13 protein-coding genes are annotated in these 14,305 nt (G+C 46.2%); 6 read left to right on the forward strand and 7 right to left on the reverse strand.

The features are described 5' to 3' along the window. Positions 1 to 85 precede the first annotated feature (85 nt). A complete protein-coding gene (locus FPZ43_RS14345) occupies positions 86 to 607 on the reverse strand; it encodes a DsbA family protein (RefSeq protein WP_146382628.1) in 522 nt (173 codons plus the stop codon). 456 nt (positions 608 to 1,063) lie between these two features. On the opposite strand from FPZ43_RS14345, the gene FPZ43_RS14350 reads away from it, so the two are divergent. Together FPZ43_RS14350 and FPZ43_RS14355 are read left to right on the forward strand one after the other, a co-directional pair. Further along, on the forward strand, positions 1,064 to 2,245 hold the full coding sequence (locus FPZ43_RS14350) for a cation:proton antiporter (protein ID WP_186461848.1): 1,182 nt from the start codon (positions 1,064 to 1,066) through the stop codon (positions 2,243 to 2,245). Beyond that, positions 2,182 to 2,667: a cation:proton antiporter gene (locus tag FPZ43_RS14355; protein WP_146382630.1), complete on the forward strand. Its 486-nt coding sequence runs from the start codon at positions 2,182 to 2,184 to the stop codon at positions 2,665 to 2,667. Before FPZ43_RS14350 ends, FPZ43_RS14355 begins: the two co-directional genes overlap by 64 nt. Before the next feature lie 156 nt (positions 2,668 to 2,823). On the opposite strand, the gene FPZ43_RS14360 is transcribed toward FPZ43_RS14355, so the two are convergent. The 5 genes from FPZ43_RS14360 to FPZ43_RS14380 all read right to left on the reverse strand — a co-directional run bounded on the left by FPZ43_RS14360 (position 2,824) and on the right by FPZ43_RS14380 (position 7,353). Then, positions 2,824 to 3,519: a response regulator transcription factor gene (locus FPZ43_RS14360; protein WP_146382631.1), complete on the reverse strand. Its 696-nt coding sequence runs from the start codon at positions 3,517 to 3,519 to the stop codon at positions 2,824 to 2,826. Next, positions 3,507 to 4,865, reverse strand: coding sequence for a sensor histidine kinase (locus FPZ43_RS14365; RefSeq protein ID WP_146382632.1), 1,359 nt, complete (start codon positions 4,863 to 4,865; stop codon positions 3,507 to 3,509). Before FPZ43_RS14365 ends, FPZ43_RS14360 begins: the two co-directional genes overlap by 13 nt. A gap of 77 nt (positions 4,866 to 4,942) precedes the next feature. Further along, complete coding sequence (locus FPZ43_RS14370) at positions 4,943 to 5,521, reverse strand: TlpA family protein disulfide reductase (RefSeq protein WP_146382633.1); 579 nt, start codon at positions 5,519 to 5,521, stop codon at positions 4,943 to 4,945. Between the two features lie 173 nt (positions 5,522 to 5,694). After that, positions 5,695 to 6,066: a response regulator transcription factor gene (locus FPZ43_RS14375; protein WP_146382634.1), complete on the reverse strand. Its 372-nt coding sequence runs from the start codon at positions 6,064 to 6,066 to the stop codon at positions 5,695 to 5,697. Between the two features lie 300 nt (positions 6,067 to 6,366). After that, entirely contained in the window at positions 6,367 to 7,353 is a 987-nt protein-coding gene (locus tag FPZ43_RS14380; RefSeq protein ID WP_222430984.1) for a proline iminopeptidase-family hydrolase, read from the reverse strand. Positions 7,354 to 7,770: 417 nt separating this feature from the next. Between FPZ43_RS14380 and FPZ43_RS14385 the strand changes: the two genes are divergently transcribed. The 4 genes from FPZ43_RS14385 (at position 7,771) to FPZ43_RS14400 (ending at position 11,464) form a co-directional block, all read left to right on the forward strand. Next, positions 7,771 to 8,574 carry an alpha/beta fold hydrolase gene (locus FPZ43_RS14385; RefSeq protein WP_146382636.1) on the forward strand — a complete coding sequence of 268 codons (804 nt, stop codon included), beginning with the start codon at positions 7,771 to 7,773 and terminating at the stop codon, positions 8,572 to 8,574. A 563-nt stretch (positions 8,575 to 9,137) separates the two neighbouring features. Then, positions 9,138 to 10,010 carry an alpha/beta fold hydrolase gene (locus FPZ43_RS14390; RefSeq protein WP_146382637.1) on the forward strand — a complete coding sequence of 291 codons (873 nt, stop codon included), beginning with the start codon at positions 9,138 to 9,140 and terminating at the stop codon, positions 10,008 to 10,010. Positions 10,011 to 10,572: 562 nt separating this feature from the next. After that, positions 10,573 to 11,175: a polysaccharide lyase gene (locus FPZ43_RS14395; RefSeq protein ID WP_146382638.1), complete on the forward strand. Its 603-nt coding sequence runs from the start codon at positions 10,573 to 10,575 to the stop codon at positions 11,173 to 11,175. Between the two features lie 28 nt (positions 11,176 to 11,203). Beyond that, positions 11,204 to 11,464: a polysaccharide lyase gene (locus FPZ43_RS14400; RefSeq protein WP_146382639.1), complete on the forward strand. Its 261-nt coding sequence runs from the start codon at positions 11,204 to 11,206 to the stop codon at positions 11,462 to 11,464. A gap of 176 nt (positions 11,465 to 11,640) precedes the next feature. Here FPZ43_RS14400 and FPZ43_RS14405 read toward each other — a convergent pair whose 3' ends face one another. Next, positions 11,641 to 14,208, reverse strand: a complete 2,568-nt coding sequence (locus tag FPZ43_RS14405) for a BamA/TamA family outer membrane protein (RefSeq protein WP_186461849.1) — start codon at positions 14,206 to 14,208, stop codon at positions 11,641 to 11,643. Positions 14,209 to 14,305: the final 97 nt, after the last annotated feature.

Raw genomic sequence — 14,305 nt, forward strand, 5'->3', positions numbered from 1 at the left:
ATATTAATGATATGTGCTATTACCAAATTAATGCTGCAGCAGCAATTCCCAATGGAGTCTCATTCGCAGGAACTTTTTTTGCCAGTCAGTCCTCCAGAATGATGGAGATCAACACGTACAAATCAGCAGCACAGCCATAGAACCGCTTTCCGTCTATAAAAAAGGCGGGCGTCGTGGTCAAGCCGCTTTCCGTTCCAAGCCGGAAGTCTGTATTGATTTTGTAGTGAACATCTTTACTGATAGAATCTGTTACGAACCTGATGTCATTCAGTCCCAGGTTTTCCGAAAGTTTCATGAAAAGGTCATCACTTAAATTGGCCTGATTAGCCATTACGGCTTGATGCATCTCCCAGTACTTACCTTGTTTGCCTGCGGCCTCCACCGCACAGGCAGCATCAAAAGCATAGGGATGGTCGTTGAGCAGCGGATAGTTGCGGAAGGTGAATGAAATTTGCTGCCCGAACTCACGCAAAAGCCCGCGAATAACCGGCTCGGCTGCCCGTGATAAAGGACATTGAAAATCTCCGTATTCTATGATACGGATCTTCGGATTTTCTGCTCCAAGGGAATGCTCTTCCCTTGAAACGATCTGTTTTAACAGTGCCATATAGATTGTTATTTAATTAACTTCATTTACATCTATTCCATCATATTACCGGAGAAATGCAGGTAATCACCTCTGTAATGAGGAGACAACGTTGCAGATGCCGCCGCCTTGCGCTGACAAGCAAAAAGTGCCATTTATGCTTCGCAAAAAAGAGCAGATGCGGCTTAAGGATCATTACCTTGATTATTCTCTTTCGAAGATCAACAGTAAGGCAAGGGATTGAAAATTATTTGCCTTATACCTGTTATCATTATTTTAATAAGAACCACCCGGACTTTGGTAAGCGTACCAATAACTTACTGTCCGGCACCGATCAATAATATCATTTGACTGATAACAGTTAAAAATTCACTGATTTTGATTGCCGGCGTTATAAAAGGAATTTGCCCTGGTCATCCGACGCGCTAACGGAGTACCATGCGGCATGTCGGTAATCTATGTAACTCCGTCGTAATTATGCACGAAAGCCTTTTAATCTGCTTAGCATTGATCTTCAGTGCGTCCATTCTGGTGCTGGTCGCCCGCAAGCTGGCTGTACCATATCCTATATTCCTTGTAATGGCCGGGCTGGCCATCAGCTTTGTCCCAGGAGTTCCCAAAATTCAAATTGATCCCGATATTGTATTTCTCGTCATTCTTCCGCCGTTTTTGTTTGATGCCGCACAGAACACCTCCTGGAAAGCGCTATGGAAATGGCGGCGCATCGTCAGCTTTATGGCGCTGGGCTATGTCATGCTAACCGCGACCGTTGTGGCCTTCGCGGCCAGCTGGCTGATACCAGGGTTTACGCTCTCACAAGGGTTCCTGCTCGGGGCAATAATTTCGCCGCCAGATGCGGCTGCAGCTACCACGATATTGAAGAAAATACGGCTGCCCAAGAGCCTTGTTGCAATCCTGGAAGGTGAAAGTTTGCTTAACGACGCGAGTAGTCTGACCGTTTATCGGTTTGCTTTGGCCGCGATCATTTCCAACCACTTCGAATGGCCCCAGGCTGTCGGAAATTTCCTGCTGATTTCATCATCGGGCATCGCTATAGGATTAATTTTTGGATTGATTTTTTATGCGATTTATAAATGGCTGCCGACAACGGCCAACTTAAATATCGCCCTGTCTTTCGTATTGCCTTACATGATTTACCTGACTGCTGAAGAGTTTCAATCTTCAGGAGTCCTCGCGGTAGTTACCGGCGGCTTGTTTATTGCGTATCAGAATCATCATATTTTTTCGCACAGCAGCCGCCTAAGGTCGAACGCGGTGTGGCTGGCGGTAATCTTTGTGCTTAACGCCGTTATTTTTTTCCTGATCGGCTTACAATTACCCTGCGTTACTGCCGGTATCCCAAATATTACCTCCGCTACGATCATCGCGCTTTTGATCACCACTATCGTTATTGTAACCAGGCTGGTTGCAGGCTATATCTCCGCCCTTTTTACGGCATTTATAGGACGGTATCTCCGGGTTTCCATTAATCATGCAGGCTGGCGAAATCCCCTGATCATCAGTTGGGCCGGAATGCGGGGGGGGTGGTATCTCTCGCTTCAGCACTGGCCATTCCCTTGGTTGTTGCGGAGGGTGTGCCATTTCCATTTCGGCCACTCATCTTATATATTACATTCATTGTTATCATCGTCACCTTAGTCTTCCAGGGACTGGCTCTACCATGGATAGCAGAGGCACTGAAAGCTGAAGGGCTACCCTGCACGAAAGAGGACGAACAGCAACTATTAGAAATTGAAGCCCTGCTGTTCAGCGCCGCCGTTGCAAAACTGAATGCGAGTTACCCGGACGCTATTGAAGAAAACCCGATACTTAGGAATAAAATGGACCTGTTAACGTATAAAGCAGATATTTATCAAAACTTCGGTGACGATGCCGAAAAAAAAGCGGAAGCCGTTGCTATGCATACGCAGTTCAAAGTTATCATGGTACAGGTCATCGAACATCAACGGGAGCAACTCAGCATTTTTCGCCTGAAAGAAGATTTTGACGACGACGTCATCCGCTACATCGAAAACAGGTTAGACCTCGATGAAGAGATACTGGATGATGTTGCGGAATGATGTAAAAGGAGCTGCATGTGTGCATTCAATCAGCCTTTAGCCATAGAATCGGGTCATTAGATATTGTACGCGCTATGATAAATGACCAGTCAGGAAGGATGTCAATTGCCGCAGAAGGCTACTTTAAAAATAGGGATATCGTAATGCCGGACGGGATTAATCAGCGCAGACCTTCAGAGAATAACCTTGCCTCCGAATGTTGACTATCTCTACCGCGGTTTCGTCCCTGAAATGTTTGCGTAGCCGCGTGATATAGACGTCCATGCTCCGCGCGTTGAAGCAATTGTCTTCTCCCCAAAGTTTGATAAGTGCCAACCGCCGCTCAAGCAAATCATTCTTATGCTGGAAAAGGAGCAAAAGAAGGTCTGCTTCCCTTTGCGATAAAAAAATCGCTTTGGAACCCAACAAGAGTTCCTGGTACTGGTGACGGAAACGATAACTGCCGATCAGCATCTCGGGCCCGGCAACAGGAACTGAGCCCGATATTTTCCTCCGAACTAACGCTCTTAACCTTAAAATCAGTTCCTCCATACTGAAGGGTTTTTTCATGTAATCGTCTGCACCGATCTCCAGCCCTTTCAAGACGTCCTCCGTTTGGGTCCTGGCGCTTAGAAAGATGATCGGTACCTGATCATCGATCACCCGGATCTCGGATACCAGGGTAAAGCCATCCTTGCGCGGCATCATCACATCAATGACACAAACGTCCGGTTTGACAGTCTTAAACATCGTCCAGCCCTCAACTCCATTCCTGGCAACATGCAGAATAAAACCACGCTTTTCAAGGGATTCCTTGACAATACCGGCCAATACCGGTTCATCTTCGACCAGCAACACATCTATATTCTCCATGCCTTGTCAAATTTTAATTTAAATGTTGTTCCGCTACCCAGCTCACTGTATACACGAATAGATCCTTTCAATGCAGTGACCAGCTGCCGGACATAAGCGAGGCCAATCCCGTAGCCCTTAACCTCATGCAGATCGCCGGTAGACACACGGTAAAATTTTTCAAATATGTAAGGCAATTCGGGCCGGGGTATGCCCTGTCCCTGATCCCGCACAACTAATTGCCAGCTCTGCGGAAAATCCTCCGCCGTGATTTCGATCACGGCTCTACCGGGCGAATATTTGATCGCGTTATCAAGCAGGTTGACGAGTATGACGCCTAGCATATGCCGATCCGTCTTGATCTCAAGTGAACTATCGATCGCGATCTGCAGTTTCAGATTATCGGTCATCTCGAAGCGCCGGGCAACCTGCCGAACCGTATCGAGCAGCATTACATTTTCATAGACAGGATTCTGTTTTCGTTCCTCAGAACGACTGAATTCCAGGATCCGCTCAATATCTGTATCCAGCGTGTCCAGTACGGATGCGTTCATCCGAAGGTACCTGTTGAGCGATTCGGGATCATCTGCTGCTCCAAAACTGGCCAACGCTTCATTTGACGATTTTAATATGGTCACCGGTGTACGCAGTTCATGGGTAATATTATTGATAAAATCAGTCTTCATCGTGTCCAGCATCATTTGCCGGTTTATTATTCTGCTCATGTAATAAAGACTGCCTGCGGATAGCAAGACCATCAGGGAGGAAACCAGTGCCGGTAAAAAATTACTTACCATCAAGTAATGATGCCCATCCACCATTTCAGCCCTGATCAGTACAGGGTCTTTATAGAAATTCACGGTAGCGGCAACCTGCCCAGGGGATATTGATTTTTGATTCTTATGTGCATACAGCCGGAATTCTTGTGTGAGATAATTTCGCCGTAATTGCCGGTTGAAGATCCTGGTTAAGGTATCGAGATTCAGCGGCAGATGCTTTTGCTGTGACAACAGCCTGCTTACGAGCGCCTTGACTTCTGAAAGGTGCTGCCGGTCAACCGCAACCGTAGCAAATTCAGCGCTGAACCGCCGTTTGGAATCCGGTGTATCCAAGGCCATGGGATCGTTATCAGGCAGAGTCCGCATAAAAAAAGTAAGGGTCGGGTTCTTATGTTTCAACGAGGTAGGCAACTTATTCTGAGCCAATTGATACTGATCAATGCTCTGTCTTAGCGCATAGTTTGCGGTTTGGATGAAGTTCTCTTTCCTGGTTTTATAGTTGAAATAAACCCAATACAGCTGGCATAAGATAATACCACAGGCTGTAACCGCGGCAATCAAAAAAACAAATTGCAATCTCTTTTTCACCAGGGCAAATATTAACGTTTATTGTTTAAACCGGAATTAACGAGGGTTAACACTCGGAAGGAGGAGGTGCAAATTATTTAGTTAGTCATCGCTTTAGTACGTTCCACCAAACCGATCAATTCTCCAGCACTTTCTTCGGCTGACTGCCTTGGATTATAACCGATCAACTGATAACGGATAACACCGTTCGCGTCAATGATGAATTTCGTTGGTACGCCCGGCATGCCATAGAGCAGGTATTGCTTATCTTGCAGGCCGGCGGGCCCCGCCTCATCGAAAACGACATGGAAGGGATACCTGTTTTTTTTCATTTTCGCTTTCACGGTGTTCTGAAAGCCGGGCAATGTTTCCCGGGTATCAATAAAGAGGAATACGACATCTTTATCTGGTGAAAAATGATTGAGGGCTTTCTCCATCGCCGGAAAGCTTTGCTGGCAAGGCACACACCAGGTGGCCCAAAAGTCGAGCACGACCACCTTCCCTCTGAATGCCGATAAGGAAACGACTTTCCCCTCAAGATCTTTTAAGTGAAATTCCGGTGCCGGCCGGTTAAGCACCGGCACGCTGTCCCGGCTCCTTAACAGCCGACCCGCCTTGGCGGGGGCGGCATACGAAAATAATGCGACGGCGATCATAAGGATAATTTTTTGTGGCATAGCGTAATTAATTAAATTTATTTTTAACAACAATGAAGCAAAGTTATCGTCCTGCCAGCATCGGTTTGTTAACGTTATGGAAAACTGTGTTAAGCGGACTTAACATTGGCGTTTAAGTGTGGCTCTCTCAGTAAAAAACAGCGTACGGGCCGTCCAACAGTACAATTGTCAGCTCAATCAGTCTGGTATAGCAGGTTAGTATACCTGTCAGCCGTTGCATAAAGATGTGCCAGATCAAAAGGCTTGCAGATGCAGTCATCAAATCCGTGACCATTATACGTCTCGCCGATGTTGTTATTACAACTTATGGCAATCACGGGCAAGGTCGGGTAGAAACGTTTGATATGGCGGCACCATTCGATACAGAACTTGCCGGCATAAGCAAAATCTAAAAGAATCAGATCCGGTTCATGATGTTTGATCAAAGCCATCAGGTCAGCATTTAAATTACCGAGACCTATTGCAACGAAACCTTGCATTTCAAGGGCAAGACAAATAATTTCCAGCAAGTCGGGATCAGGATCAAATATCAGTATAGTTTTCATCAGTCAGGGATGTAGGCGGAAATTATCAAACAACTCCTCAAATTTCGCTTTGTCTAACCTGATCTAAAAATCAACACACTGATAAGTGCTATAAATGCGCTGATAGGTAGCAATCGAATCCATTAAATCCGAAAATTAAAATACCCGACCTTCAAAGCAACGGTAGTTTTGGTAGCGTGGCCAGACCTGCACTCATTTAATCTGTTCCAGACAGCAATCTGCTTTGATATCCCGATGGTCCAAAAAGCAAAAGCCCCGCACGATACGGTCATGCGGGGCCTTTAAGCATCTGCTCAGTTTTTACTTTGCATCAGCTTTAAATTTCCCCTCATCTACTTCTTTTAAAAATGTGGTCAGGGTACTGAAATAGCGCTGCTGGTCATCATACATGGCCATGTGGCTTCCTTCCGGGCATAAGTATGTACGGCTATTCGGCAACAAGCGTCCTTCTTTCTTCATGCTTTCCGGATTCATTTCATCGTAAACCCCGCCAAGCACCAAAGCGGGGACCTTTATACCAGGTAATCTCGACCAGAAATCCCAGTCCTTAAGATTTCCGGTGACATGAAATTCGTCTACGCCCTGCATCTGAACATAGATTGTCTGGTTTGCTTTTTTGAACGCCCGCGTCAATGGTTCCGGCCATTGGTCCATGGGCAGGCGGCAAATAACCTTGGTATATAGATTATCCATCAAAAGTTCGGTATACTTCGGTGTCGTATAAGCTTTACGCCTGTCCAGCGAATCATATATAGCCCTGTCGCGGGCGGTAAACAACTTTCTTTTAAGCGTTGCCGAATAATCAATATAGTCCCCAATACTTGCTGTCATGTTTGAAAATACAACACCTTTAACGTGTGACTGGTATTTATCGAGGTATTCCATAGCCAACAAGGTGCCCCATGAGTGTCCTACGATGTAAAAATCCTCCAATCCCAGCCCTTTGCGAACCTGCTCGACCTCTTCGACATAACGTTTAGTGTTCCATAAAGAGGTATCGGACGGCGCATCTGAATTACCGCAACCCAACTGGTCATAATAATAGATCTCCATGCCTTCCTTCGGCAGAAAGTCGTCGAAGCACTCCATGTAATCATGCGAAAAACCTGGCCCTCCATGCAGTAATAACACTTTAATCTTTCCATTTCCGACCTTTTTGGTCCATACCTTGTATTTCCCGTCAACGCTGATGAGCCGGTTTCCCCCTGTTTTAATGCTGTCAGCAGTTGCTTCACCCGATGCCGGAGCAGCCTGCTGCGGCTGCTTACAAGCGAATAAGGCGGTCATAGCGACCAATAAAAACTGTTTTTTCATAAATAAATGTTAAAAAATAAAAGTAGACAATGCCAAATTCCCTTGTGTTAAATCGGTAAATGATAGTGTTAACCGGCATTAACAATGCGCGTCCGGCTATGCTTTAAGCCCTGACCGCACCACCTGAAATACGCTGGAACATGAAGACTAAATAACTGATTAACATGATTTTATTTTCATCATTTATCTAATGACAGTTATCATCAGGGTGATGTCAAACTGAGCCTTAGGGTCATCAAAATCCGATACTTTCGTAAACGCTTTGTGAACGATCCTTTCATTTAGAAGCCGCTCATGACAGATGAAGTCTTTTAAAGGATAACCTGCCGGACATCGGCTCGCAGACAGGTAGCGACAATGCATTATTTACTTAACATTAATATTAAAACTATGAAAACAACAATTTTTAAACTAACTGCCATGAGCGTATCGGCACTGATGATCCTATCTACCGCTTTACCGGGAATCGCGCAACAAAAGCCGGTACTGAACGATGCTGAAAAACCGACCATTATTCTCGTTCATGGCGCTTTCGCCGATGGTTCCTCCTGGAACAAGGTTATACCGATCCTACAAAAAAAGGGTTATCAGGCGATTGCCGTCCAGAATCCCCTGACTTCTTTAGGCGATGATGTCGCAGCGGTCGAACGTGCCATCTCAGAAGTAAAAGGAAAAGTGATCCTGGTTGGGCACTCCTGGGGAGGGGCGGTCATTACCCAGGCTGGCAACAATGAAAAAGTTAAGGCACTGGTATATGTTGCAGCCTATGCGCCGAGCGAGGGCCAGAGTATTGACAGTATCAGCAGGGAAGCCTATGCGGAGAGAAAAGTTCCGAATGTACCAGGTTTTAACGATCCGGTTATTACCGACGGATATATTCGTTTAAAGGAAGATGCGATCATTAAATATTTTGCGCAGGACCTGCCCTTACAGGAGGCTAAAAACATAGCCGCCGGACAGGGCCGGTTTCATGTAAGTACGTTAACAGCCAAGATTACCGTTCCTGCCTGGAACAACAAGCCCAGCTTTTACGTCGTAGCAGATAATGATCAAATCATATCGCCGCAGGTTGAAGCCGAAATGGCTAAGAAAATAAATGCCACTACCTCTCACATCCCCGCAAGCCACGTTGTTATGTTGTCCAAACCGGCAGAGGTGGCAGAAGTGATATTCAAGGCCGCAGGTATTAAATAAGCTTAGACCATAAGCCCCAGCAAAGCTACCGCTTTATTGCAGGCAGTAAAATGGTCTTGCGTATTACTACTACGCATTCCCGAATGGATGACAGGCGCTACCTTTTACGGTAACAGGTAGATCTTAACCGGATTTTATAATCCACTAATTATAGCAGCATTAAGCCGACACCCAGTTGGCTTAATGCATTTTGCGTTTAAAAGACCACAGGCGAAAACGATATCAGTATTTAAGGTCAAATCCTGCGGCCACTCTATATCGGTTTTAAAAAGCCGATTCCAAATCGGCAAGATCATCGATCTCTATTTGTAGTGTCGGTAACATTATTGCTAACGGTTAGCGACCAAAATATGAACAGATCGAAGCGCATGATCTGGAAGTAACATAATATTGATAACTATTATCATTCAGGTAATACTCGGGTAATATTCAGGCCAGGTCTGTTAACCCTATATTTGCATGTAACGATTAGATCGAAACCTCGCGAAAGTTCTGAAAACAGAAAAGGGACCAGCTCTGCCCGGAGATAGAGTGTAATTAAATAGTAGCGCATAATTTATATAATGCAGAATCAAACCACTTATAACTACATCGAGGTTGCCGGAGTAAATATCTTTTATCGTGAAGCCGGACCTAAAGATGCTCCCACCTTACTTCTATTACACGGCTACCCGTCCTCTTCTTTCATGTTCAAGGACCTGATCAACGACCTTTCCGATAATTACCATCTGATCGCTCCTGATTATCCCGGCTTTGGCAAAAGCCAACAGCCGGCGGTTGCTGATTTTAATTATACATTTGATAATTATGCGCTGATCATTGAAGAGCTGCTGAGCAAATTGAACGTTGACAAATACAGCTTGTACCTGATGGACTATGGTGCGCCCCTGGGCTATCGGATCGCAGCAAAATACCCGGAAAAGATAGATACGTTAATTGTTCAGAATGGTTGTGCCTATGAAGAAGGCCTTGATACGTTCTGGGAGCCGATCAAGGCTTACTGGCATGACAGGAGCAATAAGGAAGCAGAAGATATACTCCGCAGTTTCTTCCATCCTGACGGGTTGAAATGGCAGTACACACACGGCGTCCCTGACACGACGGTCATCAGTCCCGATAACTGGGAAATGGACCTCCGTCACCTGGAAAGACCCGGGAATGCGCAAATACAACTTGATCTCATCTATGATTACAGGACAAACCCACCCAAATACCCGGAATGGCAACAATATTTTCAGGATCACAATCCCGAAATGCTGATCGTGTATGGTAAAAATGATTACATATTCCCTGCATCTGTTGCAGAGGCCTACAAAAAAGATGTGAAGAATCTTGAATGTCACTTATTCGATACGGGGCATTTCGCACTGGAGAGCCATGGTGTCCAGATCGCGGCGATGATCATTAATTATCTGGACAGGAAGGTGATCCGATGATTTACTTCCAAAAAAGGAGCTACGCCTGCTGAACCATTGCCAAATGACTGTGGTTACCAATTCCCTTCCGGCCGGGCGTTGTCTCTACTCTATTTTTTTAAGCGTAACTGAATAAGGAATTAAATCCGTATTCGCCAGCTTCGTGTGTCGATGTTCCAAGCTATCTGCCGCAGAACAGTATGGAATTGCATTTACCTGAAACTATATTAACGGCTAAAAAAAAAGTTTGGTGTTCATCAAGCGTATCGAGTAATCGCTATAGCCTGCTCGCCGCAGCTTAGAAAGCGGGGTTAAAAGCGATATTTAGCTCGTTCGTAAAGCGTCTCATTTATTTTATAACTTACTATCATACAGGTTATTGCACTTAAATTTCGTTTGGAAAATTCAATTTTACCCCTACTTTTGAGGCGTTGCTGCAGCAGCCAATAAACCAATTAACCAGTTTTTTCACTTTTAACGTCCCTGATGTCATCTAACCGGAGTTGGGCTGAAATGCCTGTACCTGGTTCCAGAAGGATATCAGGCGGAAAGGCGTGAATAACCATTTTTAAAAACCTCAATTATGAAAAAAAGAACATTAAAGATCAGCTTGTTCGTCTTTGCTGCCGCCTGCTCTTTCTGCAGTTGCAAAAAAGGCGATGACATCTCGCAACAAGGCACCGGAGCTGAACAATCTATAAAAGATGAGCCGGCCAAGTCCGTTAACGCTGTAAATGCAAACTGGACGATTAATTGGAATAACCGGGTCAATGGCGCCACTTACACGCAAAGCATGGCCAACACCGATTTCGGCAATACTACGACCTGGTACGGCTCCGGCGGAGCTTACACGACCAACGGTAACGGTGGAACGGTTGGCAGCCGGGTGACGTTACAGCCAAATCTTGATGATGGCGGCGGCCTGATCGCCAATTCCGTAATCGCTGGCGGATCGGCTTACGAGATGGATTACGATGTAAAGTTTCACAGCCAATTCAATTGGGGAAGGGGCGGAAAAGTCGGCTTCGGCTTCGGTATTGGTGAGCATAATACGGGCGGTGACCCCGGGACAGATGGCAACGGTGGTACGCTGCGGCTGATGTGGTATAACACCGGCCAGCGCGTATTTTTTTCAACCTTACCTTTACTACAAAGACCAACCGGGAACTTTTGGCGACACCTTTAGCAGGTCTTTCCCGGGTAGCGGTCAATCTTTGGCGAAAAACCAATGGTACCATGTTCACCTGTACATCAAAAGCAATACGGGCAGCAATACTAACGGTCATGTACAGATCGTGATCGATAACGTAATTGTACTGGACCAGGACATCCGCTGGACGACCAACGATTCTAAACGTATGATCGACCAATTGACCTGGCACACCTTCAGGGGAGGCAATGATTCGGCATGGTGGACGAACACCACAGATTACATCTACTATGACAACCTGGTAGTCCACCGTATCAGTAGCTGATAACCGGACAACGGATCTGGTGGTGCACTGATTGGAGTAAGCCGTCTCTGTATCCCTATAAGGGCCATCAGCAAAACGAACCGGGCTGCTTTCGCTGCCTGGTTCGTTTATTCATTGGTGATAAGGATAGATTAAAGGTGCGCATGCCGACAGGAAGTCTGGCGAAAGGAGATAACTTACAACCTTAGGTTAAGTGACAGATACGGATACCAGCCTTCTTTGGAGTGTCCTGCCAACACCTGGATAACCGCCAAGCTTGCAGGGGCAAAATATACGCCTCCGCCATTGCCGGTATGCCATTTCTCTGAGGACTCACCTTTTACCCAAACGCGTCCGGTATCATAAAATCCCGTTATGCCTAATTGACCCGGTAATATATAGCTGGCAATATTGAACAGCTTTAAACGGGCCTGCAGGTTGTTATACAACATGTGGTCACCTGCAAAGCGGTTGCCCAAATAACCAAGCAGGTTACCCCCTTGTCCGCCCAGGAACATTGATTGGTAGAAGGCTGGCTTACCGATGCTTACGCCACCTCCAATACGATCGGTAAGTACAAAGGTGCCTTTTGAATTAAGGCTGAGGTAATAAGTGAACTCAGGACGGATCTGCGCAAAGGATCGAGTGTAGCTGTTCAGCCCATTGTACGCCTGCAGTGTTACATTAATCAAATAACCACTGCTGGGCAACATATTATTGTCGCGCTGATTACTGTTAAAATTTACCAGTAAGCCCAGATGCGCTTTTTCTTTATTAACGGTCAGACTATCGTACGAATTTATCCGGCCCGGATCATTGATAAAACGACCTGCATTATCATCGGCATCCATCTTGAAATATTGAAAAGATGGTCCCGCGCCGATGGTTGCATTGCTGCCCAGATTCCAGCGCAGGGCAGGGTCAACCTGATAGGTGTTGTAGCGCGTGCGATAGATCCGGCGGTACCCTGGGAATTTAACCAGCGGAATTTCGTTGCCGCGGCCAAAAAAGTTAAGCGTATTGTTAGGCGCCTGTACAAAGGCATTAATCGTCAGGTCAGCATTGCCAATAGCATCGATCCATTCGCCGTTGTAACGTATGCGGAAGGCATCTGTGGCAAAAGCATGGGTAACCATAAGTTGCTGTACGCTGGCGTAGGGCAGTTTACGGAAGCCCTCGCGGCGCGTGTACTTAAAACCCGCACCGATTAACAAGCCATCATCGGCATTAATGGCGGCTGTAGCCAATGGCATCCAGATATTGTAAGGGTTGTTCTGAATGAACCTGGTATTCAACGTATCATTTTTAAGGTGCCTGCTTACCCTTCCATTACCGGTGAACCTAACACTGTCTTTACGACCGTAGATGCGTACGGTGTTTTCAGCCTGTCTGATGTCATACGTTTTTTGCCCGTTTCCGCCAATTACGCGCAATTTGATGGGTGATGAAGCATAATCTACAATTACCTTATCATCGCCGGCTTCCGTGTATATCCTTATCTCCCGGGTGATATCAGGGTCGTAAGCCATGTCGAGAATTTTACCGTTTTTGGCTTCGCCTGCTTTACTCAGCTTAGTGATTTGAATACGTAAGCCTTTGTTGCCGGCGTCGCTGATCATTACCTGCTCACTTTTATCGGTGGTGCGCAGATCTACTGTTTGATTGATAAACCGGTAGTACTCATCCATAGCGGCAGGTATGGCATCGCGCCGTTTTTTCATTTTATTTATAAGCACGTCATGCCGCATTTCATAAACTTCGGGAGGCAGTAGTTTTAACGAGGATTCAAGCACTTCATCGGTTTCGGCTCTTACAAAATCGTTGGCTATACGCATCCATTCTGCATGGGTAAAGTGTGCATCGGGGTAAGCCTGAATAAACCGGGTTTTAAAAAGCGAATACTTCACTCGCGGGATCTCGCCATCGAAGTGATCTAATGCAGGATTGATCCATGAAACTGCTGCCAGCGACGGGCCAAGGCCTTCGCTCAGGTGAAATACCTGGTCGCGGTCGCGTGGAACCGCGTAATAAACTTTTTCTTTACCTTTCTTCCCGTAGGCCCAGCGCCATTGGTCAGGGTGGCGATCCCAGTCGCCGAGGAGCAGGTCAAGCATTCTGGCACGTAAAAACTGTTCTGGCTCAAAACGGTTGTCGTGGTCTTCTTTCAGTTCGCCCAGCATTTTCAAGGTATTATCTGATTTGCCTGCGGGTTCCCGCTCTTCCAGCAATACCACCAATCCGCTGAAAACCTTGCTATACTCGCCCAAGGCCGGGTCGGGTGCCAGAACACCTATAATGGGGTTAGCGTGAGGCACCTTAGCCGCATCGGCCAAGGGCGGCACTACCAATGCCGAAAACGGATGCTGACTGCTCAAGGCGTCGTCTATCCAGTCTACCGCGAAAGTACCCTTGAAATTAGCCGGCAATATGTTTTCAGGTGTTTTCTCAACACTGCGTATTACCCATTCCCTGCCATTTTTATCCTGCAACCGTAACGATTTGGATTGCATACCACCGCCCTCACGAACGGGTTTTAACCCACCGTATACCTCGGAAAGTTTAATCACCGGCAGCTTAACCGGTGTAGCCCATTCCTTGCGGTAATTTTCGCCAAACAGCCAGCGGTGTAAACTGCTGACGCTATCATAAGAGGGATGTACTTTCACGCTGACGCTATCACGAAAAACAGCCGAAGGTTTGCGCTGTGCATAGCTAAATATGGTAACACTCAGTAAAGCCGTGAGGAGGGTAAATTTGCGGATCATAGGAACTAATATCTGAAGCAAAATTAAGTGAAACGGTCGCATCGCATTTACTACAATTCTGATAACTCTTAGTAGAAATCTATAGAATGCTACCATA

The sequence above is a fragment of the Mucilaginibacter pallidiroseus genome (genome assembly GCF_007846085.1).
Classification (GTDB): domain Bacteria; phylum Bacteroidota; class Bacteroidia; order Sphingobacteriales; family Sphingobacteriaceae; genus Mucilaginibacter; species Mucilaginibacter pallidiroseus.

Coding starts and splice junctions, on each gene's coding strand:
- FPZ43_RS14345 (WP_146382628.1), bottom strand. CDS start 607: ATGGCACTGTTAAAACAGATCGTTTCAAGGGAAGAGCATTCCCTTGGA.
- FPZ43_RS14350 (WP_186461848.1), top strand. CDS start 1,064: ATGCACGAAAGCCTTTTAATCTGCTTAGCATTGATCTTCAGTGCGTCC.
- FPZ43_RS14360 (WP_146382631.1), bottom strand. CDS start 3,519: ATGGAGAATATAGATGTGTTGCTGGTCGAAGATGAACCGGTATTGGCC.
- FPZ43_RS14370 (WP_146382633.1), bottom strand. CDS start 5,521: ATGCCACAAAAAATTATCCTTATGATCGCCGTCGCATTATTTTCGTAT.
- FPZ43_RS14375 (WP_146382634.1), bottom strand. CDS start 6,066: ATGAAAACTATACTGATATTTGATCCTGATCCCGACTTGCTGGAAATT.
- FPZ43_RS14380 (WP_222430984.1), bottom strand. CDS start 7,353: ATGACCGCCTTATTCGCTTGTAAGCAGCCGCAGCAGGCTGCTCCGGCA.
- FPZ43_RS14385 (WP_146382636.1), top strand. CDS start 7,771: ATGAAAACAACAATTTTTAAACTAACTGCCATGAGCGTATCGGCACTG.
- FPZ43_RS14390 (WP_146382637.1), top strand. CDS start 9,138: ATGCAGAATCAAACCACTTATAACTACATCGAGGTTGCCGGAGTAAAT.
- FPZ43_RS14395 (WP_146382638.1), top strand. CDS start 10,573: ATGAAAAAAAGAACATTAAAGATCAGCTTGTTCGTCTTTGCTGCCGCC.
- FPZ43_RS14405 (WP_186461849.1), bottom strand. CDS start 14,208: ATGATCCGCAAATTTACCCTCCTCACGGCTTTACTGAGTGTTACCATA.